Origin of the sequence: Gelidibacter sp. (assembly GCF_035515035.1) — a bacterium.
GTDB lineage: Bacteria > Bacteroidota > Bacteroidia > Flavobacteriales > Flavobacteriaceae > Gelidibacter.
Genome location: NZ_DATJCA010000047.1, coordinates 56742 through 79536 on the forward strand (window position 1 = coordinate 56742; position 22795 = coordinate 79536).

21 protein-coding genes are annotated in these 22795 nt (G+C 36.5%); 9 read left to right on the forward strand and 12 right to left on the reverse strand.

Annotated features, from left to right (window positions below; translation table 11 throughout):
- The first annotated feature begins 16 nt into the window (after window positions 1–16).
- Both VLZ86_RS04170 and VLZ86_RS04175 read left to right on the forward strand, forming a co-directional pair.
- Window positions 17–703 carry a cell division ATP-binding protein FtsE gene (locus tag VLZ86_RS04170; RefSeq protein WP_325449038.1) on the forward strand — a complete coding sequence of 229 codons (687 nt, stop codon included), beginning with the start codon at window positions 17–19 and terminating at the stop codon, window positions 701–703.
- A gap of 157 nt (window positions 704–860) precedes the next feature.
- A complete protein-coding gene (locus VLZ86_RS04175; RefSeq protein WP_325449040.1) occupies window positions 861–1445 on the forward strand; it encodes a class I SAM-dependent methyltransferase in 585 nt (194 codons plus the stop codon).
- Here VLZ86_RS04175 and VLZ86_RS04180 read toward each other — a convergent pair.
- Together VLZ86_RS04180 and VLZ86_RS04185 are read right to left on the reverse strand one after the other, a co-directional pair.
- On the reverse strand, window positions 1434–3029 hold the full coding sequence (locus VLZ86_RS04180) for a hypothetical protein (protein ID WP_325449042.1): 1596 nt from the start codon (window positions 3027–3029) through the stop codon (window positions 1434–1436). The two genes, VLZ86_RS04175 and VLZ86_RS04180, sit on opposite strands and share 12 nt — an antisense overlap.
- A gap of 57 nt (window positions 3030–3086) precedes the next feature.
- Window positions 3087–3917 carry a 2OG-Fe(II) oxygenase gene (locus VLZ86_RS04185; RefSeq protein ID WP_325449043.1) on the reverse strand — a complete coding sequence of 277 codons (831 nt, stop codon included), beginning with the start codon at window positions 3915–3917 and terminating at the stop codon, window positions 3087–3089.
- Window positions 3918–4011: 94 nt separating this feature from the next.
- On the opposite strand from VLZ86_RS04185, the gene VLZ86_RS04190 reads away from it, so the two are divergent.
- Window positions 4012–4911, forward strand: a complete 900-nt coding sequence (locus tag VLZ86_RS04190) for a glycosyltransferase (protein ID WP_325449045.1) — start codon at window positions 4012–4014, stop codon at window positions 4909–4911.
- Entirely contained in the window at window positions 4908–5843 is a 936-nt protein-coding gene (locus tag VLZ86_RS04195; protein WP_325449047.1) for a glycosyltransferase family 2 protein, read from the forward strand. The genes VLZ86_RS04190 and VLZ86_RS04195 overlap by 4 nt, the downstream gene beginning before the upstream one ends.
- Here VLZ86_RS04195 and VLZ86_RS04200 read toward each other — a convergent pair.
- Together VLZ86_RS04200 and VLZ86_RS04205 are read right to left on the reverse strand one after the other, a co-directional pair.
- Entirely contained in the window at window positions 5814–6224 is a 411-nt protein-coding gene (locus VLZ86_RS04200; RefSeq protein WP_325449049.1) for an FdtA/QdtA family cupin domain-containing protein, read from the reverse strand. The genes VLZ86_RS04195 and VLZ86_RS04200 overlap by 30 nt on opposite strands.
- On the reverse strand, window positions 6221–7315 hold the full coding sequence (locus VLZ86_RS04205; RefSeq protein ID WP_325449051.1) for a glycosyltransferase: 1095 nt from the start codon (window positions 7313–7315) through the stop codon (window positions 6221–6223). Before VLZ86_RS04205 ends, VLZ86_RS04200 begins: the two co-directional genes overlap by 4 nt.
- Window positions 7316–7365: 50 nt before the next feature.
- On the opposite strand from VLZ86_RS04205, the gene VLZ86_RS04210 reads away from it, so the two are divergent.
- Entirely contained in the window at window positions 7366–8505 is a 1140-nt protein-coding gene (locus VLZ86_RS04210; protein WP_325449053.1) for a glycosyltransferase, read from the forward strand.
- On the opposite strand, the gene VLZ86_RS04215 is transcribed toward VLZ86_RS04210, so the two are convergent.
- From VLZ86_RS04215 to typA, 6 genes are all read right to left on the reverse strand, one after another.
- Window positions 8502–9077, reverse strand: a complete 576-nt coding sequence (locus VLZ86_RS04215) for an acyltransferase (protein WP_325449055.1) — start codon at window positions 9075–9077, stop codon at window positions 8502–8504. The two genes, VLZ86_RS04210 and VLZ86_RS04215, sit on opposite strands and share 4 nt — an antisense overlap.
- Window positions 9074–10372: an O-antigen translocase gene (locus VLZ86_RS04220; protein ID WP_325449057.1), complete on the reverse strand. Its 1299-nt coding sequence runs from the start codon at window positions 10370–10372 to the stop codon at window positions 9074–9076. The genes VLZ86_RS04215 and VLZ86_RS04220 overlap by 4 nt, the downstream gene beginning before the upstream one ends.
- Window positions 10373–10396: 24 nt before the next feature.
- Window positions 10397–11701 (reverse strand): O-antigen translocase, encoded by a 1305-nt coding sequence (locus tag VLZ86_RS04225; protein ID WP_325449059.1) that lies wholly within the window; start codon window positions 11699–11701, stop codon window positions 10397–10399.
- Window positions 11702–12826 (reverse strand): DegT/DnrJ/EryC1/StrS family aminotransferase, encoded by a 1125-nt coding sequence (locus VLZ86_RS04230; RefSeq protein ID WP_325449061.1) that lies wholly within the window; start codon window positions 12824–12826, stop codon window positions 11702–11704.
- Complete coding sequence (locus VLZ86_RS04235; RefSeq protein WP_325449063.1) at window positions 12823–13800, reverse strand: GNAT family N-acetyltransferase; 978 nt, start codon at window positions 13798–13800, stop codon at window positions 12823–12825. Before VLZ86_RS04235 ends, VLZ86_RS04230 begins: the two co-directional genes overlap by 4 nt.
- A gap of 189 nt (window positions 13801–13989) precedes the next feature.
- Window positions 13990–15789 (reverse strand): translational GTPase TypA, encoded by a 1800-nt coding sequence (typA, locus tag VLZ86_RS04240; protein WP_325449065.1) that lies wholly within the window; start codon window positions 15787–15789, stop codon window positions 13990–13992.
- Between the two features lie 1006 nt (window positions 15790–16795).
- Between typA and kdsA the strand changes: the two genes are divergently transcribed.
- The 4 genes from kdsA (at window position 16796) to VLZ86_RS04260 (ending at window position 19734) form a co-directional block, all read left to right on the forward strand.
- A complete protein-coding gene (gene kdsA / locus VLZ86_RS04245) occupies window positions 16796–17614 on the forward strand; it encodes a 3-deoxy-8-phosphooctulonate synthase (RefSeq protein ID WP_325449067.1) in 819 nt (272 codons plus the stop codon).
- An 8-nt stretch (window positions 17615–17622) separates the two neighbouring features.
- Window positions 17623–18486, forward strand: coding sequence for a hypothetical protein (locus VLZ86_RS04250; RefSeq protein WP_325449069.1), 864 nt, complete (start codon window positions 17623–17625; stop codon window positions 18484–18486).
- Window position 18487: 1 nt separating this feature from the next.
- Window positions 18488–18952: a GNAT family N-acetyltransferase gene (locus VLZ86_RS04255; protein ID WP_325449071.1), complete on the forward strand. Its 465-nt coding sequence runs from the start codon at window positions 18488–18490 to the stop codon at window positions 18950–18952.
- A 152-nt stretch (window positions 18953–19104) separates the two neighbouring features.
- Window positions 19105–19734 carry a SanA/YdcF family protein gene (locus VLZ86_RS04260; protein ID WP_325449073.1) on the forward strand — a complete coding sequence of 210 codons (630 nt, stop codon included), beginning with the start codon at window positions 19105–19107 and terminating at the stop codon, window positions 19732–19734.
- Window positions 19735–20036: 302 nt separating this feature from the next.
- Here VLZ86_RS04260 and VLZ86_RS04265 read toward each other — a convergent pair whose 3' ends face one another.
- Together VLZ86_RS04265 and VLZ86_RS04270 are read right to left on the reverse strand one after the other, a co-directional pair.
- Complete coding sequence (locus VLZ86_RS04265; protein ID WP_325449075.1) at window positions 20037–21239, reverse strand: NAD(P)-dependent oxidoreductase; 1203 nt, start codon at window positions 21237–21239, stop codon at window positions 20037–20039.
- Window positions 21240–21518: 279 nt separating this feature from the next.
- Window positions 21519–22379, reverse strand: a complete 861-nt coding sequence (locus VLZ86_RS04270; protein ID WP_325449077.1) for a DMT family transporter — start codon at window positions 22377–22379, stop codon at window positions 21519–21521.
- Window positions 22380–22795 lie beyond the last annotated feature (416 nt).

Sequence of the window (22795 nt, forward strand, 5' to 3'; positions counted from 1 at the left end):
AAAACTCACGTAAAAAATGTCTGAAACTGTTTTAGAATTAAAGGATGTCTCCATATATCAAGGAGACAGTATGGTGTTGTCTGAAGTTAATGTTGAAATGAAAAAAGGCGATTTCGTGTATCTCATTGGAAAGACTGGAAGTGGAAAAAGTAGTTTTATGAAAACACTTTATGGCGATCTGGAATTAACTACTGGAGAAGGCCATATTGTAGATTTTGATTTACGAACGTTAAAAGAAAAGGACATTCCATTTTTAAGACGAAAATTAGGTATTGTTTTTCAGGATTTTAAATTGTTGCCGGACAGAACCGTTAATGGCAATTTGGAATTTGTACTGAAAGCTACCGGTTGGAAGGACAAAAATGAAATCAGGGAACGGGTTGAAAAAGTTCTTGATAAAGTGGCCATGAAAACTAAAGGCTTTAAATATCCACATGAGCTTTCAGGTGGTGAACAACAGCGTATTGCCATTGCAAGAGCTTTATTGAACGACCCTGAACTTATTTTGGCGGATGAGCCTACGGGAAATTTAGATCCGCAGACCAGCATTGAAGTTATGGAGGTGTTGCGTGAAATCAATAAAAACGGCAATACCATTTTAATGGCAACCCACGATTATGCGCTCCTGCTTCGCTACCCAAGCAAAACCTTAAAATGTGACGAAAACAAGGTTTTTGAAGTGGTGCAACGCAAAGGCAATTAAAATGTACAACGGTTTAAAAAAAATTCTAAAGGGCTTTATTCCTCAAAGTTTTCTTTTTAAGCACGAATTTCTCTTTAGGCGGTTGATCACCATTAACTACTTGGGAAATAATCACCAATGCCCCATCTGCAAAACAAAGCTTAACCGATTTGTGAAATTGAAGTCCCACGATTTGCTTTGCCCAGCCTGTGGGAGCAGAAGTAGAACGCGCCGATTATATAGTTTCCTTTTAAATGACCATGCGTTACAAGGGAATCTTTTGCATTTTTCGCCGTCGCGAAGTTTGTACAGAACTTTCAAAAAACTAAATTCCATCAACTATTTCAGTACAGATTTTGAAAATGAATTTGTAGCCGATTACAAAATCGATATTAGGAAAATCGACTTTGAGTATTCCTGTTTCGATACCATTATTTGTTATCATATTCTGGAACATATTGAAGAAGACATTATTGCAATGAAGGAATTATTTCGGGTTTTGAAACCAAATGGCACATGTTATCTCCAAACGCCATTTAAGGGTGGAACCATCTACGAAGACACCACTAAAATCACCAAATCACAACGTTTACAAGCTTTTGGTCAAGACGATCATGTCCGTATTTATTCGGTTCAAGGATTAAAAAAACGCTTAGAGCAGGTTGGATTTAAAGTGTCGGTAAAAACATTTAGACCAGAACAAGAGGATGCATATTTAGGCTATCGATCTCCAGAAACAGTTTTAATTGCTTCAAAATCCTAACCAACCAAATAAACGTTTAAATAAAGGTGGTGTTTTATCAGAAGCTTCTTCACTCTGAAATTCAATAATAAATACTCCAAAATTATCAGAAGTTTTTTGTGCGATGGTGTTGTGCAAAGGCTTTTCAAATGCTTTTAGATCCATAGGAAACTCAATGAGACCTTCTGAACTTATTTTACCTGACACGACCAATTCACTGCTATTTTCAGCATCATAAATTTTGTACCCATCCCATTTAGTGAGATCGTATTCTGAAAAATCAACTGCAACATTATTGCCTTTTTTATCAAAAAGCACAACTGTAAAACGATTGGCTTTCTGACTACTTTGTGTCACAGATAATACTGGATCCATGTCAAAATCCTTGATATGACTCCATTTACTATCGGAATCTATTTTATAAAGATTTTGCCACTCTTTAAGAGTGTAAAGTGTATTAGTGTCAATGCGATATGCCTTTTCCCTTTTAGTAAAAAAGTGATTGTTATCAAAATTCCAGTTTGAGATATAGGTCATTTCCTCCGTATTTAAAGCAACATATCCGGAGTACACCTTATTGTTCTTAAATGTTGCAGACTTCATGTGCAGTAAGCGCAGTGCATTGTTTCTACCAATAATGACATTATTCTGCACCAAAACATCTTCCACTGGAGCGTTTTTTCTAAATCCTAAAGTAAAAGAAGCCGCATCCCCATTGATCTCATTCTTTAAAAAATCAGTGTTATGGTAAAAAATGTTATCAATCACCTTTATGTTTTTGGCTATATTAATTCCGTTCCGATCGTCTGTGGCAATAATTAAATTATCTCGTGAATTTCCTGAAAGTCCACCACTATTGAAGATTACATTGTTTTTTAGGGTTATATTTTTAACAAACTCATAATCTTTCCGCTTTCCTGCCGACCATACTTCGATTCCCTTATAGTAATTATTATAAATGATATTGTTTCGAATATATCTGGTGTTCTCACTTTGGTTTTGCACATACATCCCTTCTCCTGCACCTTTACCTGTTTTGGCCATATAACCATTAAAATAAATCATACAGTCTTCAATAGTACTCCCCCCGGTATGCTTCCATGAGCCAAAACCTAATCCTGGATTATTATATATTTTCAAATTGATAAATTTACAATTTTCTCCTGAAGTATGAAAAACACCTGCACATGACTGAAAATCCTTGTCATGTTCATTTCTAGAAAATGCTCCTAACCAAGTGACCTCAAAATCCCTAAAAATAACTTGCCCTCCTTTTACTTCAAGAACGCCATTGCTGGTGGATTTAATATTTCCATTAAGAACCACCTTTCCATTATTATAAGGAGCGACTGTGATGAACTGATTTGGTTTTGTACTTTTTATTGAACTAATAAAACGCCCCGTATAAACACCCTCATGCAACCAAATGGTGTCACCTCCATTTACAACATCAGGTTTTTGACTAAAAGCAGTTTGCAGGTCCCACGGACTTGAAAGACTCCCCTTCCCGGAAGATTTTCCATTCGGAAATACGTGGAATTCTTGTTGTGCACTAACAAATGATACACTTAAAAGCCCAAAAAGTAAGATGTAAATATTTTTCATAAAACAGAAAATACAATTACTGTACCATTTTAGAAGATTGGATTTTTGAGAGACCAATCACTTATTGCTCTTCTTATACACATGGGGATTCTTCCGCACCCCTTTCTTAAAAATTTTCCGGAGCAGCATTCTAAGATTCGCATCAAGATCCAAAATGATATTTGTTAACGTGTCTTCGGGACGGCCTCTAAATTTCGTGACATGGAATTGATCCGTAGATTTTAATGGTGCATCACTGAAATAATAATTGGAAATACAACATCTGTTACCATCAATAGCAACCTTATTCACCGAGTGCCAGGAGGTATCGTGCGTTGCCATAACTACCAGTCTATTGAACTTACTTTCAATAAGTAGTGGTTTTTGTTTTGGTCCAGTCGGCCATAATTCCAAATGCCCGCCATTCTCCAATGCCCAATCTGGCGTGACATAATATAGTAAGTTTAAAACCCTCCAACGTTCACGTTCAGCGTCATGAGAATTATCCAAATGTGGGTGCAAAAAATTATCTTTCGCCATTAATGATAAGCCACCCGCGTAAAGAGATCCGTCGGCATAAAGGGATTTAATCCCACAAATATCACCAATAAGCTCTACGATTTTTTCGTCTTGAAAAGCATAAATCACAGCTTCCAAAAATCCATCATGCTTATCCATTTGAGCGGAGACGTGTTTATATTCCCGAAAACTTTTAAGACAACGCATGGCCGATGGCTCTGGAAATACTTCAAAACATTGTTTAGCAATTTGAATAGGCAACACATCATCGATAAAAAAATAGCCAATACTTGCTTTCGAGGCATCGTAATTTGCCTTCAACTCCTCCTTTTTCTTTTCTATATTCTGGTAAATAAGAGTTGAAATTTCTCGACTGCTTAAAATTTCCATAAGTATTGCCATTTATGCTCACAAATCTAAACCAATTAACTCAAAGCCATTATTTTCACTATAAAAAATGTATTTTTAAATTTTAATTTGAGAAATGATTTCGGTTTTAATTCCTGTATATAACTACACTATTGTAGCGCTTGTGAAAGACCTTCACCAGCAGCTGATGTCTTCAAAGCTAGCGTTCGAGATTATCGCTTGGGATGATTTTTCGGAAAACCAATTCATCATCGAAAATTCGAAAATTAACGATTTCTCCCATACCCATTTCGAAAAATCAGATAAAAATTACGGCCGAACCCAAACACGCCAGCTATTAAGCAATAAAGCAAAATATGAGTGGTTGCTCTTTCTTGATGCTGATGTGATGCCAGAAAACTCCGAATACATTCAAAATTACGTGAATTTAATGCCGAAAAATTTTCAGGCCGTTTACGGTGGTTTTTCCTATGCACCAACACCGCCTGAAGCCGTTCGAATCCTACGTTGGAAATATGGAAGAAGTAAAGAAGCAATTGATGCCAATTCAAGAAACGAAAAACCTTACAAGATTGTTATTTCAGCCAATTTCATGATTAAAAAAAGTATTTTCAATTTTATAAATTCGGATATAACAGACAGTGGCTACGGGTATGACAATTATTTTGGAGCGCTCTTGAAACAGCATAAGATAACCGTTTTTCATGTTAATAATCCCGTAAGGCATTTAGGGATTGAGTCGAGTGCCACTTTTTTACATAAAAAGGAAGCCGCTGCAAATACGCTATTAAAACTCTTTCAAAATGATAAAATAAAAGAGCATGAAAATGATTTGCTCTCTTTTTTTATAAGACTTAAAAAGTTTCGATTACATTATTTCTTTTCATATTTGTACGATGCATTTGGATCGGCAATGCGAAAGAATCTCCTGAGTGAAAATCCGTCAATACCTCTAATGCAACTCTATCGCATCTCTTATATGTGCTATAAGTTCAACATTAATAGAAACACATGAAGCCTTTTTTTTCCGTCTTGATTTCGTTATACAATAAGGAGAATTTCATAAAATCCACCCTTGAAAGTGTACGGGCACAAACTTTTCATGATTTTGAAATTATAGTGGTCAATGATGGCTCAACGGATGGTAGTGAGGCTGTGGTGCAATCAATTTCATATCACCGAATCAGATATTTCAAACAAGATAACAAAGGTGCTGCTTCAGCAAGAAATGCCGCCATATCTAATGCAAATGGAAAGTACTTCGCTTTGTTAGATGCGGACGATCTTTGGCAAGAAAACTATCTCGAAACAATACATCAACTAATTTTATCTTATCCAAACCAAAAGGTATATGCGACTGCGGTATCTATTGAAACTGCAAATGGAGAAATTCGCTCCGTATATTCTATCAAAAATATCACGGATGGAGAAATTTATTTGGTTGATTATTTTGAATCCAGTTATATCAACACCCTGTTGACAAGTTCCAGTACTGTTGTCCATCCTAGTGTTTTTGCCAAAACTGGTACTTATGACACGTCTATAAAAAGTGGTCAGGACACCGATCTATGGATTCGAATTGGAATTCATTACAAAATCGTTTTTATCAATCTTCCACTGGTGACTTATCGCTATGGAAAAGAGAGTCTTTCCAATAAAATAAAACGAGTGGTTGACAAACCCAAATTTGATAACTATACAGATTTGGAAGCCGTCAATCCAAGCATGAAAAAATTTATAGATTTAAACAGATTTTCGATGGCCATTTTATCAAAATTGGAAAATGACCAAATCAGTTTCAACAGGTTTGAAAAAGCAATCGATTATAAGAACCTGAACAAAAAACAGCAATTTTTATTGAAACAACCGCCCAGTGTGGTTCGGTGTTTTTATTTTTTCAAAAAACGAATTGAATATTTAGGAATTCATTTGAGTGCTTTTAAATAGCTTAAACTTGTCGTATTCCCTTATATAATCTGCTTCATCAAACGTATCAGAAGCCAAGACCAAACAGACGGCCCCGGAGGAAAAGTTATCAAGTTCACGCCACATCATCGTGGGAACGAACAGACCTATATTTGGTTTGTTCAACATGAATCTCTGTATTTCAAAACCATCGTCCAGAACCACTTCAAAACTGCCACTAAGCGCAATCAAAAATTCGCTCTGCTCTTTGTGAGCATGTGCTCCCCTATAAGCTCCAGTTGGTACGTCGTATAAATAATACACTCTTTTTATTTCAAAAGGAATACACTCCTTTTCTATAACTGCAAGATTTCCTCTTGTGTCTTCAATTTTTGGGATAGTTATAAGTTCTACTCTGTTCATGGCGTTAAAATTTTTGACCATTGTTTCCCAATGATGCTTTGATTTAGGTGGGCTACGCTTTGTTTACTGTTTGATTTACAGGTATTATAAATATCTATGTCCAACAAAAAACGGTCAAATGCTTGAGCTAGGGCTTTCGGGTTATGATTCTCCACTAATAACCCGTTTATTTCGTGATCAATTATTTCTGATGGACCACTTTTACAGTTTACTGAAATGACCGGCGTTTCTACAGAAAGTGCTTCTATTAACACACGTGGAAAGCCTTCATGCCTACTTGTTAAAACTAAAAATAACGCATTTTTCAATAGACCATATACATGGGGTGTAAAAGAATAAAGTTTAACGTGTGATTGGAGCTGGAAAGAATTGATTTTTTGCTGAATCATTTCCTTGTCCTCTCCATCTCCAACAATATAAAGTTGGACAGAATGGTTGGATAATTTAGACAACTTATAGGCTTCAATCAATAATCCAAAATTCTTTACTTTGTCATCTAATCGGCCCAAAAACAGGATATAAGGTTCATGAACTTCCTTTTTACTTTGTTGCTCATTGAAATTCTCAACAGCATTATAGATCGTCAGTGTCTTTTTTGTTTTAAATTCTGAATTGATAGATGCAGAAATATCTTTTGAAACGCCAACTATTTTATCGACCTTCTTCAAAATCAACTGGGCAACCCATTTGTGTTTTGTGAGGTAATTATCAAGGTGCCGACTTCTTACGACATATATAAATTTAAACCCTTGATACACATAATTCAAATACAGCAATTCAACGGATGCCGAGCTTCTGGCTCTGTTATCAATGATATAGTGAAAATTATGGGTTTTTAGATAGTGTCTTAATTTTTGAATGCGCTTGAAGCGTTTCCAAGGACGGTTGGGATATTCTTTATCCAATCCTAAATTTAAAAGCTGGCCATGAAACTCGAAGTCAATGGCATCGTTCAAGAGTACGAGATGCACTTCAAAACCTTCGCCTTGAAGCATTTTGCATAAAATAGCAGTGGAACGCTCTGCTCCTCCCTTAGCCAAAGAAATAGACACCACGCAGATTTTCAATTTAGGTTCTGCCAAGAGATTCATGATGAGCAACCACTATTTTTATTAAGTTTACAAAATCAAATATACAATTAATGAACATTCTTTTGGTCGGTGAATATAGTCGGCTCCATAATTCACTCAAAGAAGGATTGGAAGCTTTAGGACATCGAGTAACTATAGTGGCTTCTGGTGATCATTTCAAAAATTTCCCTGTTGACCTTAAAATCGACCATTCTTTCCACCATCCACTATTAAAAAAACTTAAGGTTGGTTTTTATAAACTCACTTCGATTGACTTGGGAGCTTATGAGATTTATCTCAAAGTCCGATGGTTTTCAAAGAAATTGAGAGGGTTTGATGTTGTTCAGCTAATTAATGAGTTTTCGTTAAAAAGCACTCCCAATTTGGAGATGGGGATACTTGAACCTCTAATAAAACACAATGGCAAGCTCTACCTCCTTTCGTGTGGTATTGACTACCAATGTATGTCCTATATGATGGATGGGAAATTCAAATATAGTGTGATGAGTCCGTATTTAAAAGATCCTTCGCTTAAGCGTTCTTATAAATTTCAGTTGCAATATCTCAACGACGATTTTAAAAAACTTCACGATTTTATTTACAAGAATGCCCAAGGTGTCATTGCTACAGACATGGATTACCACATTCCGTTATTAAACCATAAATCTTATTTAGGATTAATTCCAAATCCTATCAATACTGATGTGATAGGTTATATTCCGATGGAAATAAGCGGAAAAATTAAAATATTCCACGGCATTAATACCGTGGCCAGTATAACAAAAGGAAATGGTTATTTCACCGAGGCCTTAGAAATAATCGCTTCCAAATACGGTGATACCGTAGAAATCACCACGACCCAGAGTCTGCCATACGACCAATACATAAAAACTTATAACGATTGCCATATTTTATTGGATCAGGTTTACTCCTATGACCAAGGCTACAACGCGTTGGAAGCGATGGCAAAAGGAAAAGTGGTTTTTAGTGGTGCTGAGCAGGAATGGTTGGATTATTATGACGTGAAGGAGGATACTATTGTGATTAACGCCCTTCCTGATGTTGATTATTTAGTCAATAAATTAAGTTGGCTGATTGAGCATCCCGAAAAGATTTTAGAAATATCCAAAAATGCCCGAGAATTTGTGGAAAGAGAACATTATTACAAAACTATCGCCAAGAAGTATCTCGATACCTGGATAATAAACTAATTCAGCTCTCTGATTAATTTTGCAGGAGAGCCACCGATCAACACATTTGCCGGAAAACTTTTAGAAACGGTTGACCCCGCAGCTACAACGCTATTTTCACCTATGGTCACGCCTTTTAAAATTGTGACGTTATTACCAATAAAAACATTTTTTTCAATGATTACCTTTTTTGGCGATGGATCTGTTTGTTTTCGATTTGTCATGTCCAAATCATGAAAATTACTGTCGTAAATTGAACAGTTCAAGCCAATAAGCACGTCATCTTTTATTTTAATTGCCAATTCCGACACCGCTGTAAATTGATTGTTAATGCTCACATTATGGCCAAAACTGATGGTGGATTTTTCAGTACGTGCCTCAATATAGGCATAGGAATTATAAAACATAGGGGAATTTACCACACCAATTTGAACATGCTCACCAAAAATCACCTTTCCTTTACCTTTTATAACTACGGGTTGGAACGCAACGTAGCTACCTTTTACACGCGAGTTAGTAGAAGCAAATTTGTAAAACTTTTTCCTCAAATACATAACAAAACCAACAATTTTCAGTTTTAGCTTATTCCTCATATTTCGAAATTTTGTTTGCTGAATAATAGCTTCTTAAAAACAGTAGCAATCACTATTAGATGAAAAGCGAAGTTAACAAAATGAGCAATCACAGCGCCCTCAACCCCATAAATATCAATAAAATAAATACTGGCTAGATATAAAATAACGAATGAAAATAATTCGATGCCAATATAATACAAGACCATTTTCTTAGCGATTAATTGAAACGCCACAACAGAAGAGATTACTTTTAAAAAATCACCCAATAACTGCCACATAAAAAGATCTTCCACAGGTTGAAATTCTTGAGTAAACAGGATAGCAACAATATAAGATCTCAAAAAATAAATAAACAATAAAACAGTTCCGAATATGGGAAGCACGGTTTTATAAAAATGCACGATCTCTTTTCTAAAGTCTATCGCATTGGTTATTTCCGAAAAACGTGGTAAAATATATAATACCAATAAGGAGTTGGCAAACATCAAATAATAATTGGAAATCCGTCGTATGGCTTCCCAAAAGCCCGCATCTTTCATGCTGACATGGTCAATTAAATAATTTCTTATAAATAGAAAAATCAAGGGCATTACCGCCGCAGAAAATAAAGCCATTGCAGAATAATGGCTAAAATTCTTTAGAACTTTCAAATTGATTTTCGATATTTTGACCGGATTAAAAAAATGTCGGATATCAAAAAAACTGAATAAAGTGACAAAAAACAACAATCCAGGAATAGTTACAGCGGCTATTAATGCGCCATTCAACTGTTTTTGCCATATCAACGCCAAGGTTAAGAGAAGTCCAAAAATCTGACTGAAAATATTTATCTTAACAAAAACTTTGTGTTTCGAGAGTCCGTTGATGATGGCCATCAAGACTAAATTCATTGCAGAAAACGGAAGCATGAAAGCCAGGAGTTTTAGAATAAAAAAATACGCTCCTTGAGAATCAAAAATCCAATACGCGAGACTTTCTGCATTAAAAAAGAGGCCCAATGAAATGATGAGTGCCGCAATCAAGATGGTGGTTAAGACCGTACCAACAGCTTCGTTAAGTTTGGCCTTATCGTCTTTAAACTCTGCAACGTATTTGACAATCCCGTTTAAGAATCCCAAAGTGGAAAAAGACTCCACTGTGGTTAGGAAGTTTCTTAGATTTCCGATTAAAGCCAATCCCTCGGCACCAATAAAAACAGCAATCGCTTTAGAAGTTACAAATCCAGCCACTACTCTTGTTAAAACAGCAACAGAATTGAATGATGCAATTTTGAGCAGCAGGTTACTGTTTATATAGTGGAATATTCTTTTCAATATTCATCTGTGTTTTGACATGCATTAATGGTCATCCGTATTACCAATCACTCCAAAAAGAGAACTTCCAAATATCAATAAAATAATGCCATAATGCATCAAATAGCTCACAAAGTGGCCTATTACTGCACCTTTAACGCCAAAAATATCAATCAAATAAATACTGGACAGATACATGACAATCACCAAAAACACTTCAATTATGATAAAATGTGTAAACATTCTTTTAGCGATAAATTGATAGGCAATCACAATGGAAAGCACTTTTACAAAATCGCCCAAAAGTTGCCATAAAAACAGGTCTTCTGTAGGCTTAAAAGCATCAGAAAACATAAGTGGCACCAAAAAAGATCGCAACAGATAAATCATGACCAATCCAATCCCAAAAATGGGCATTGCCGTTTTATAAAAACTGAAGACTTCCAGCCTGAATTCTTTTTTGCTCTCAATCTCACTGAAACGAGGTAAAACATATAACGTGAGCAGCGAATTGATAAACATAAGATAGTAATCTGAAATACGCTGCATGGCTTCCCAATGTCCTGCTTCCTTGATCCCCACTTCATCAATAATATAATTCCTGATCACAATGGAAACCATCGGGATGGCTATTGCGGTTACGAGCGCCATAATGGCAAAAGGTCCAAACTTTCTCAATACCCCAATATTGACATTTGATATTTTGATGGAAGACATTAAACTGCGCTGGTTTACAAAACCGATAAAAGTAATCAGAAAAATAAGTGAAGGTGCGATAACAGCTGCTATCATGGCGCCATCAATATTATTTTGATAGATTAAAAGCAACGTGATTAAGAGCCCTAAAATCTGACCAATAAGATTGATGATCAGTAAAATCTTGTACTTTGAAAACCCGTTCATTATGGCAAAACTGAACATGTTCAATGCATAAAACGGCAGTGCCAATGCCATGATTTCAATGACATAAGCATAATTATAATGGGCAGCAAACAAAAAGTTATTAATGGATTCTGCATTATAATAACTCAAAAATGAAATCAAAAGCGTCGAGAAAAAACCTAAATAATATGCCGTAGATAAGGTTTGACTTAGTCTAAAAACATCATTTTTAACTTCTGCAATAGATTTGACCAAGCCATTATAAAAACCTAAAATTGAAAAGGTATGGATGGCACCCAAGAAATTCCTGAGATTACCAATAAGTGCCATGCCTTCAACGCCAATAAAAACAGCTATTGCTTTGGAGGTCAAAATACCCGCCACGATCTTGGTGATAATAGTTACGGTATTAAGATTGGCTACCTTAAACAACACATGTTCGTTAATATAGTTATTGAATTTTCCCACTTAATATGCGTTTAAAACCTTAATAACTGTGGAGATCTCATCCTCTCTCATAACGGGACTCATAGGAATGCTAATGATGGTTTTATGGATTTCTTCCGTAATTGGAAAAAGGTCTTTGTTAAACATAGGCAAAGCATTTTGTTGGTGCGGCGGAATGGGATAATGAATTAAATAGGCAATGTCATGGGATTGTAAATGAGTTTCAAAATCTTGACGATCACTAACTCGAATCACAAATACATGAAACACATGATCATGTTCTCCGCTATAGAACGGCAGGGTCAACTTTTTATTTTTTATCTCCCGTAGATACCTCTTGGCGATGGATCGGCGTTTGCTATTATCCTCATCAAGATGTTTTAATTTGATATTTAAAAATGCCGCTTGAAGTTCGTCCAACCGACTGTTAACTCCTACGATATCATTCACATTTTTTTTTGAACTGCCATAATTACGCATCAGCTTGACGGTGTCTGCCAAGTTCGAATTATTTGTAGTTATTGCTCCAGCATCTCCCAAAGCACCTAAATTCTTTGTCGGATAAAAACTAAAAGCAGCTGCATCTCCTAAATTTCCAGCTCTTTTAAGCTTGGAACTTGCAACTTGCAACTTGGATCTTTTTACTGCTCCGTGTGCCTGTGCCGCATCCTCTATCACCAACAAACCCGCCGTCTTGGCAATGTCATTAATCACATTCATCTCAGCCAACTGACCATAGAGATGCACCACCAAGATTGCTTTTGTGTTTGGACCAACATATTTTTTTATTTCTCTCGGCGAAATATTATAGGTTTCAAGATCGGGCTCGACTAAAATTGGTTTTAAACCTGCATTGATAATAGATAGGATTGAAGCAATATACGTATTAGCCGGGACGATGACCTCATCATCGCACTGCAACTTTCCTAAATGGATATAACTTTTAAAAATCAAGGTCAATGCATCCAATCCGTTGGCGGTCCCAATACAGTGTTTAGTGCCGCAATAAGAAGCGAAATCAGCTTCAAATTGCTCCACTTCACTTCCTAAAATATAATATCCTGAATTTAAAAAACTCCTAAACCGCTCTTGAAAATCGGTTTCAAAACGTTCATTAATTTTATGAAGATCTAAAAACTTTATCATTTGAGAACCGATTTCAATATGTTATAGTTTTTGGTGTCGATTTTATAAAAATCCTGAGTCATTGTTCTCGCACCAAATCCTTCTTTCCAGAATTGCAGTCCTGCATTAATAGTATTCCCATTGTTTTCGTTGGAGGTGCCAAAATCGAAATAACGTTTTTTGTCATAGACTTTATGGATTAAATAATCGTGTAAAGCATCCAAACTTCCTAAGGTGTTTTTGTTGTCATTTCCTGAAATATATTGGCAATGTGCAATGTTTTTTGTTTCAAAGATTGTCGCTCCAGCAACAATTTCGCCCTCATGGTACACGTTAAATTGATGAATATTTTTCGGGAATTTCTCTTTCAGATATTCTATTTCCTCCAGCGAATGAACAGGACTCGCGTTGTGCCTTTTGTCCAAATTAGGCTTTAGAATTTTATTCCAGAAGTTTTCAAAGTTATAAGTGTGTTCAATCTTTAGTCCATGTTTCTTTGCGCGTTTAATTCCCTCAAGTCTGCCAGATGAAAACTTCACCTTGTTTTGGATATCAATCACTGAAAGTGTATCTCTTCGAATTAATTCTGCTTTTAGAATAAAGTTCAAATAATGGATTTCCTCTGAAGGCATTTGATGATAAATAGAAGGGAGTTCTTTTAGATAAAGCGTTGTGATATTTAGTTCGTGTAAAAATTTCAACAGTATTTCAAAACTGAGCAAAACAGTTTCAAATCGAATGTTTTTTGGTAACACCAATCCACCATAAGTCAACCCTTGATGCGAATGAATTTCATTTCCTTTCCTATTGGCAGGCAATAAAGCCACCAATTTCTCTTTCTTAAAAACCATTAAAGAAAAATCCTCAAACCGATCGTGATGATACTCCATAAAATCACGATAGAACAAGAACGTCGCATTTTTGGAAGAAGCTACGAAGTTGTCCCAATCTGACTTGAATTTGGGTTGATATTGTTCAATTGAATACGCTTTCAACGGATGTCAAGGATTAAAAGTTTTAAGAATGAAATTGGCTTCCAAAATACAATATTTTTAATGAAGCCATTCTTTTCCTTCTGAATATTCCTATGAATCGAAATGATTTGATGTTGAAGCATTTATTGGTAGAAACAAAAAAGGAACTCCGTCTGGAATTCCTTTTTTAAATATTTCAATTAGAATCTATTAATTCGACTTATTTCTTTTACGTTCTGTTTCCGTCAATAAAATTTTACGCAAACGGATATGGTTTGGCGTTACCTCTACATATTCGTCTTTTTGGATATATTCCAAAGCTTCTTCCAATGAGAACTTTATCGCTGGGATAATACGTGCTTTATCGTCAGTTCCTGAAGAACGAACGTTACTCATTTTCTTGGTTTTTGTGACGTTTACCGCCATATCATCTCCACGAGAATTTTCTCCGATCACTTGACCTTCATAAATATCTTCTCCCGGATCGATGAAAAACTTACCTCTATCCTGTAATTTATCTATAGAATATGGAATGGCCTGACCTTTCTCCATAGAAACCAAGGATCCATTTTGACGTTCAGGGATGCCACCTTTAAGTGGTTGGTATTCTACAAAGCGATGTGTCATGATGGCTTCACCCGCTGTAGCTGTTAACAATTGGTTACGCAAACCAATGATCCCACGGGATGGAATTAAGAATTTACACACCATACGGTCGCCTTTAGCTTCCATACTCAACATTTCACCTTTACGGATGGTCACCATTTCTATAGCTTTACCAGATACAGATTCTGGCAAATCAATAGTCATTTCTTCAATAGGCTCACATTTAACACCATCAATTTCTTTAATGATTACCTGTGGTTGACCAATTTGAAGCTCATAGCCTTCACGACGCATGGTTTCAATCAACACAGACAAATGTAAAACACCACGACCAAACACTAAAAACTTATCGGCACTATCAGTAGCGTTGACACGTAAGGCCAAATTCTTCTCAAGTTCTCTGGTCAAACGGTCTTTGATATGTCGAGAGGTGACAAATTTACCATCCTTACCAAAAAATGGCGAATCGTTAATGGTAAATAGCATGCTCATGGTTGGTTCATCAATCGCAATGGATTCCAAACCTTCTGGGTTTTCATAATCCGCAATAGTATCACCAATCTCAAATCCTTCAAGTCCAACTAAAGCACAAATATCTCCAGCCTGTACTTCTTCTACTTTTCTACGTCCTACACCTTCAAAAACGTGAAGTTCCTTGATTTTGGATTTCACGATTTTTCCATCGCGTTTCACCAAAGAAATATTCATTCCAGTTTTTAAAATGCCACGTTGTAAACGTCCGATAGCAATTCTCCCTGTAAATGATGAGTAGTCTAAAGACGTGATCAACATTTGGGTGGTTCCCTCTTCAACTTCCATTGACGGGATATGTTCGATAACCATGTCCAATAAAGGCTCTATGGAATCGGTTGGTTTTCTCCAATCTGTACTCATCCAGTTATTTTTGGCAGATCCATAAACTACAGGAAAGTCCAATTGCCACTCTTCAGCGCCCAATTCGAACATCAAATCAAAAACAGCCTCGTGCACTTCATCTGGAGTACAGTTCTCTTTATCAACTTTATTGACCACAACGCAAGGTTTCAAACCTAAATCAAGTGCTTTTTGAAGCACAAAACGAGTCTGTGGCATTGGGCCCTCAAAGGCATCGACCAAAAGCAAAACGCCATCAGCCATGTTCAGTACACGCTCAACTTCACCGCCAAAATCCGCGTGACCGGGAGTATCAATAACATTAATTTTTGTGTCCTTGTAAGTTACAGCAATGTTCTTAGAGGTAATTGTAATACCTCTCTCACGCTCCAAATCGTTATTGTCAAGGAATAAATCACCCGTATTTTCGCTTTCACGAAACGTGTGACAGTGGTACATAATCTTATCAACCAAGGTGGTTTTACCGTGGTCAACGTGTGCAATAATTGCAATATTTTTTATCTTAGCCATATATATGGTGCTTTTTTTCAGCGTGCAAATGTACGCTATTTTTTTTTCTCACAGCTTTTTACTGCTTTTAGATTTTCAGTTTTCTCCATTTGGGATTTAGATTGGCGATGGTTAAAACATTATACCATCTATTGAAAGTCATAGTTTTAGTAAGATGGCTCCAAAACTCATGCCGATTTTTGGTCGTCCATAAATTGTTAATTTTGAAAACAATCACGCTTTCAAGGTGGGTTTTCTTTCCATATTACTAATAAATATGGATTTCCAGATCAAACCTAAACCATTGGTAGTTTACATCTTTCAGTTTTATCTTTAAATAGGTGTCTTTCGAAACAAATCACTCCTATTTTAAGAGGTGCGGTGATTAAAAGTTTTAAAACTTCAGACGTAGGCACTTAGAATATACTAAAAAATTTGTGCTTATCCCTATTTTATTGCAGTAATTGTTTAGTAGTTAACTGAAATCCATAATAGATGTGAATATCTTTATGCCTCTCCTATGTGTCATTAGGGATTCCGTTTTTATGACGGTTGACAAATCCAATGGGAAGTTTAATTTTTTTCGAGAATTGCATCCCTCTATCTTTTCTTCTATATAATACTGATTATTTATCAAATCTCTTAAACATCGTGAATATTTCTTCTGAAACCAAACGCTTCCTAATTCCGGGAGTTGTAATTGTCGTTATCGGTAATTTTTCGATGCAAAGAAACATTGGCAACCACATCAAAAGATGGTTATATAGATTACGGATGGCGTCGGGGTTAAGGATAATTTGCATGTCTAAAAGATTAAAACATTTACTGTCCATCAGTTTTAAAATGGCTTATTACCTTTTTACTCGTCCCCAAAAATAAATCTTGTAAAACCTTTGATAGAAACCATTGAAAAGCACTCCAATCCTTTACCAAAAAATACACCATACTGTCATTGAAATTCCCTATGCAACATGGACATCTTCGTGTATAATTTTCCGTAACTTTGCATACTTAAATAAATAAGCAAATGACTCTTAAAGACGTTCCCAAATTAAAACATACAACAGCTAATAATTTCTTTTTATTATGTGGTCCTTGTGCCATTGAAGGTGAAGAAATGGCGCTCCGAATTGCTGAAAAAGTATTGGCAATCACTGATAAATTACAAATTCCTTATGTCTTTAAAGGGAGTTTTAAAAAAGCGAATCGCAGTAGAATAGATAGTTTTACGGGAATCGGCGATGAGAAAGCACTTAAAATACTCCGTAAGGTTTCTGAAACTTTTGACATTCCCACAATCACTGATATTCACGAAATATCCGATGCAGCCATGGCAGCAGAATATGTGGATGTTTTACAGATTCCAGCATTTTTGGTAAGACAAACAGATTTAGTTGTAGCCGCCGCAGAAACGGGGAAAGTGGTCAACCTAAAAAAGGGTCAGTTTATGAGTCCTGAGGCCATGAAACACGCCGTCCAGAAAGTTAAAGATGCCGGCAATGAGAAAGTTTGGATTACAGACAGAGGCACGATGTTCGGCTATCAGGACATGATTGTGGATTTTAGAGGTATCCCTACCATGCGCGAATATGCACCGACGGTTTTGGATGTCACCCACTCATTGCAACAACCCAACCAAAGTATTGGTGTTACCGGAGGCAGGCCTGATATGATTGAAACAATTGCTAGAGCTGGCGTTGTAAATAATGTTGATGGTTTGTTTATTGAAACACATTTCGATCCTGCGAATGCCAAAAGTGATGGCGCCAACATGCTTCACTTAGACAATTTGGAAAAACTACTCACTAATTTAGTGGCCATTAGAAAAACAATTAATAGCTTATAAGACTTTTAATGTTTAAAAAAATTCACACACCACTTGTTGGTGTACTACTTTTTTTGTCCACATTCAACACTTTTTCACAAGACATCACAGAACCTACAAGGTATACAGCAACCAACAAAGGCAAGTTTTTTGTAAGCTGGGGCGGAAACAGGGCAGCGTTCACAAAATCTGATATCACCTTCAAAGGAGTGGACTACAATTTTACCATAAAAGAGGTAACGGCAGAGGATAAACCAAAAGGTTGGCATATAGATTATATAAACCCAACACGGATTACCATTCCGCAAACCAACTTTAAATTGGGTTATTTTATTTCAGATAATTACTCCATAGCCCTTGGAATGGACCACATGAAGTATGTCATGCCTGCAGATAAAATGAGAATGGTCGATGGCTATATAAATTTACCTTCAAATGATGTAGGATCAGTGTTTAACGGGGGTTATCACAATCAGAATTTATTGATTTCTGAAGATTTTTTACAGTTTGAACATACTGATGGATTAAATTATGTGTACCTCGAATTTGCGCGGCATGACGATATTTCCTCGATTTTCAACATTCAAAACACCGATAAATTTCAGATAAACATCACAGAAGGAATTGGCGCTGGAGTTCTTTATCCAAAAACCAACACCACCCTTTTTGGCCGGGATAGGTATGATGAATTTCATGTTTCAGGATATGGACTTTCAATTGCCGCCGGGTTGAACTTGACCTTCTTCAAGCACTTTTTTATTCAAGGCGATCTTAGAGGCGGGTATATCAATATGGGTAATATCAGAACCACCCGCAATGCAAGTGAAGGTGCTTCACAATACTTTTTCTTTGGAGAAAGCGTTTTTAGTCTAGGCGGAAAATTTAGAATTTAGTATGATACAAATTAGAGAAGCAACTGTAGAAGACATTCCTTTTATCACTACAATTTTTAGGGATTCCATTTCGCATGTCAATGCAAAGGATTATTCTGAAAAGCAAATTCGTGTCTGGACCTCAGGGGCATTAGACATCGATAAATGGGAGGACCGCATTCAAAACTCCTATTTTATAATTGCCGAATTGAAAGACACTGTCGTAGGATTTGCCTATCTCAGCAAAGGCAATTATTTTGACGGGCTCTATGTTCATAAAGATTATTTGCGAAGAGGATTTGGGATCAAATTGATGCGTATTATTGAATCTCAAGCCTTGGCAAAGGGCTATGAAGTGATCAAAGCTGATGTAAGTATTACGTCCCTTCCATTTTTTGAAGACCAGTATTATATTGTTGAAAGGAGGCAGAAGAAAAACTATAAAGGTCTGGAATTTGAAATTTATAAGGTATATAAAGAATTGTAATTAATGTTTCAAATTTCGGGGTGCTTGGTCCTTTTTTCTTCTCTCTTGATATTAAGAACACTAACCATGGCTAGTCAATTAAACTGAATTTATTAAGTTGATATAGGGATGCCGTCATTGTTCATCAAAATTAACCTTGTATATTATGTTCTATGAAATTCCTAAAAACTGTTCTGCTCTTGGTCATTATAATGGTTGTTGCACTGTTATCAACCAACTATTGGATTGTTTACAAAGCAAAGGATGCTGTGTATTCCAAAGTTAATGATCTTCCAAAAAACAAGGTAGGCTTACTTTTGGGCACCAGTAAATATAGAGCCCAAGGAGGCATCAATCTTTACTACGCCTATCGGATTGATGCCGCAGTTGCTCTGTTTAACGCGGGTAAAATTGACTATATCCTGGTAAGCGGTGACAACGGAACTGAATATTACGATGAACCTACAACGTTTAAAAATGACCTCGTTAAAAGAGGGATTCCTGAAGACAGAATTGTTCTAGATTTTGCAGGATTTAGGACTTTGGATTCGGTATTGAGAGCTAAAGAAGTTTTTGGTCAAGAGTCTTTTACAATAATTTCCCAGAAGTTCCACAATGAGCGCGCCGTGTATTTAGCAAAACACTTTAACATCAATGCCATCGGGTTTAATGCCAGAGATGTAACTCATCGCTACGGATTAAAAACAAGGGCAAGAGAATATTTAGCGAGAATCAAAGCCTCTATTGACGTCGTATTCAATGTGCAGCCAAAGTTTCTTGGCGAAAAGATTAAGATAGAATAAGCAGTGAAACTGTAATTTTAAATATTTTAAATCTATATATGTTATTCCTTTTCTGGAATCGCAATTAGTATATCGATTATAAAAGATAGGATATATATTTTTGATATATACACTATTTAATGGAAGGGCTCATAGAAAAGCTATCAATATAAGATAATTCAACTATAAGTTCTTTAAAGAGGTAACAATACATAGAAATTTAAAAAGCCTGAAAAATATAATATTAGACTTTTTTATTTATACCAAACTGAGGACTGCAGATTGCCCGCTGAAGCTGAAGACCGCCAACTGCAGACTGAATATTACTCCCCATCCACATAATCCTGTAGATATTCAAATCGCTTTGTGAGCTGCCCGTCTTTGGTCATTTTGGCGCGCTTAAGAATGCCACGTTCATCGTCATTGAAAAATGCCGGAATGACATGCTCCAAAAACATCTCGCCAAAACCTTCACTGGCATCCTTTGGGAGTTCACAAGGTAAATTATCAACCGCCATAACAGTGATGGCGCCTTTTGCATCAAAAGCAACTTCTTTTTCCGTTTGGGCATCATAGCCATAAAACGGATCCACTATTGTAGATGCCCTCAAGGTAGAAGCCACAGGACCGTCAATATCACAACTGATATCTGCTACAAGATTGATCCTGAAATCTGGTGATTTCGCATCACGACGTGTGAATAAATATGGCGCATTATTACCATAAAAATGACCCGCAATAAATAGATCTGTCTCCTTGGCATAGGCCATAAAGTTGCTAACATAATCTTCTGGGTGTTTATAAAACTGTTGTTTGCTGCCTACTTTTCCATCTTTTCTTTTATTATATTCCATAACATCAATCATGCAATAAACCGGTTCTGTAAACTGTGAGGTCAAATAAAGGGCATCACTGATCTCCTTTATGTTTAAGTGATCTATAATTTCTTTGGCACCGTATGCAACTTTCCCCGTTCCAGTAAGCACTATCTTAATTGGTGGGATACTTATTTTATCCAACTCTACCTTCACAGCATTCAAATCAGCCAGCGTTTCCACCTTAGGCAAATTGAATAATCCATCTCTAAGCCCTAAAGCCCTAAACCCGTTATAAGCGCCAACCAATCCAGCATACCTCCCAAAACCAATTAAGCGGGTCCCACTTTGCTTGACGATGGTTTCATGGTCATACAACTCGATATTTTTCTCTAAGATTGCCTGCAGCAGTTCACGGTTATAAACCTGTTTTTTGATGGTATGTGAAAAGAAAAAGTATTTCTTATTCGGAATCAAAGCTTCAATGGGTACTTCCTTAACCCCTATAAGAATATCAGCATCGGATACATCATCGGTAACTTCAAATCCCAACGCCCTATAAGCTGAATCTGGAAAAACCCTAATATCACTCGACTCCACAATAAACTCAGCTTGTGGAAATTGCGCTCTAACCTTCGCTAATTTTTCTGGGGTGAATACAACACGTCTGTCAGGTGGGTTTTTACGTTCTTTGATAAGGGCAAATTTCATAGAAAAGTGTAATTAGACATTTCCATAATCTCGAAAGATCTCAGCAGGAAATTTTATTATTTTGCAAGGTCACGAAAATAAGTCGATTTGCGAGTTTTCGCAAACATTCCGTAATTAAATTATTCAGGAAATGTGGTTAATTTTGTTGTAGACTATGCAGTTGCGAAAATTTCATAAATTAGTTTATGGGTTACAGGCCACTTATTCTTGATTTTTATTTAAGAACCAGCCAAACCTAGGTTTCATTTAAACGTATGCTTATAAAAAGTGTTTATTTCTTTACTTAAAGATTGGCCTTTCATAAAAGGTCAATCTAATCCCAAAAAGAAGTACAAATCCTCCAATAACCATCTGAAGCGATATCATTTCATCAAGCAGCCACCACGCCAGTATTGACGCCAATACCGCTTGTCCCAACAAACTCACGGACACCCTTGTAGCGCGCATATGTTTGGTAGCAAAACTGATCAGCAACCAGGCCAAGAGTTGGCACACCACCCCCTGAATTACCAATACAAGCCACCCTGTATTTGAAAATCCGCCAAACGGCTCCCCCATGATATAACTTAGTAATCCCAAGGCAACAACGGAAGACAGCAAACTCACGGTCATAAAGGTCATGACTTCTAATTCTCCTAAAATCCGTTTGCTGGTCAACATATAAATGGCATAGAGCATGCCTGAGAGGATCCCAAAAATAAATGCTAGGTTAAAATCGAAATTGAGAAACAGTTCAAAGCCCACCAAGAGCACCATCCCAAATATTGCCACGACGGTACCGACCCAGAAATTCTGTTTAGGTTTATCTTTAAGAAACAGGAATGCCCCTATCCCCACCCAAACTGGCGATAAATTTGTCAAGAGTGTGGCCTGCGTGGCCGTTGATTGTTGAATAGCAATATTCCAGACACCAACATCCAACCCAAAAACAACCCCACAAATCACGGAGAGCCAAAACGCTTTTCGGGAGGTCACCTTAAATTGTTTGGTGATTATCACATATGGTAAAAGAATTGCCGAAGCGATGGCCATCCTATAAAACGCAGAGATTAGTCCGGGGGTTAAATTTAACTTTACCAAAATTGGAAATATGGATATACAAATGATACCAATCGCTAGTGCAACCCTTGGTTTTGTCATGGAAACTTCTTTAATTCTGTTGTTGGCAAAATTAAGATATAAAGATCAGTACCCATGATTATCGAGAACCTATTTTTTACAGTATTTTGTCATGTTATTATAAATTGTTCTAATTATGAAACTAAAATACTTATGACATAATGACCTTAAACATATATATGTCTACGTGGCATACTTTTTGAAATAAGTTGGACAGAGTTGCAAGGTTAGAAGAAACTTTTGGTAACTTTGCAAACTGCGTTAGCGATGGAGGCATTGTTGGAGCTCCTTGAAAAGAGCGACTGCCGAGAGCGCGACCTGAAAGGGAACGCCCAATTATTGAACATTATCTCTCAAAGAATAAGGTTCCTGCCTTCGCAGGAATTAATGGGGTCGACTGGTTTTGACAGCGAGATTTATTGAACGGTAAGCACGTC

Excerpts from the sequence above, each read along its gene's own strand:
- VLZ86_RS04170 (WP_325449038.1), top strand. The coding sequence starts at position 17 with ATGTCTGAAACTGTTTTAGAATTAAAGGATGTCTCCATATATCAAGGA.
- VLZ86_RS04180 (WP_325449042.1), bottom strand. The coding sequence starts at position 3,029 with ATGAAAAATATTTACATCTTACTTTTTGGGCTTTTAAGTGTATCATTT.
- VLZ86_RS04185 (WP_325449043.1), bottom strand. The coding sequence starts at position 3,917 with ATGGAAATTTTAAGCAGTCGAGAAATTTCAACTCTTATTTACCAGAAT.
- VLZ86_RS04190 (WP_325449045.1), top strand. The coding sequence starts at position 4,012 with ATGATTTCGGTTTTAATTCCTGTATATAACTACACTATTGTAGCGCTT.
- VLZ86_RS04195 (WP_325449047.1), top strand. The coding sequence starts at position 4,908 with ATGAAGCCTTTTTTTTCCGTCTTGATTTCGTTATACAATAAGGAGAAT.
- VLZ86_RS04200 (WP_325449049.1), bottom strand. The coding sequence starts at position 6,224 with ATGAACAGAGTAGAACTTATAACTATCCCAAAAATTGAAGACACAAGA.
- VLZ86_RS04205 (WP_325449051.1), bottom strand. The coding sequence starts at position 7,315 with ATGAATCTCTTGGCAGAACCTAAATTGAAAATCTGCGTGGTGTCTATT.
- VLZ86_RS04210 (WP_325449053.1), top strand. The coding sequence starts at position 7,366 with ATGAACATTCTTTTGGTCGGTGAATATAGTCGGCTCCATAATTCACTC.
- VLZ86_RS04215 (WP_325449055.1), bottom strand. The coding sequence starts at position 9,077 with ATGAGGAATAAGCTAAAACTGAAAATTGTTGGTTTTGTTATGTATTTG.
- VLZ86_RS04230 (WP_325449061.1), bottom strand. The coding sequence starts at position 12,826 with ATGATAAAGTTTTTAGATCTTCATAAAATTAATGAACGTTTTGAAACC.
- typA (WP_325449065.1), bottom strand. The coding sequence starts at position 15,789 with ATGGCTAAGATAAAAAATATTGCAATTATTGCACACGTTGACCACGGT.
- kdsA (WP_325449067.1), top strand. The coding sequence starts at position 16,796 with ATGACTCTTAAAGACGTTCCCAAATTAAAACATACAACAGCTAATAAT.
- VLZ86_RS04250 (WP_325449069.1), top strand. The coding sequence starts at position 17,623 with ATGTTTAAAAAAATTCACACACCACTTGTTGGTGTACTACTTTTTTTG.
- VLZ86_RS04255 (WP_325449071.1), top strand. The coding sequence starts at position 18,488 with ATGATACAAATTAGAGAAGCAACTGTAGAAGACATTCCTTTTATCACT.
- VLZ86_RS04260 (WP_325449073.1), top strand. The coding sequence starts at position 19,105 with ATGAAATTCCTAAAAACTGTTCTGCTCTTGGTCATTATAATGGTTGTT.
- VLZ86_RS04265 (WP_325449075.1), bottom strand. The coding sequence starts at position 21,239 with ATGAAATTTGCCCTTATCAAAGAACGTAAAAACCCACCTGACAGACGT.
- VLZ86_RS04270 (WP_325449077.1), bottom strand. The coding sequence starts at position 22,379 with ATGACAAAACCAAGGGTTGCACTAGCGATTGGTATCATTTGTATATCC.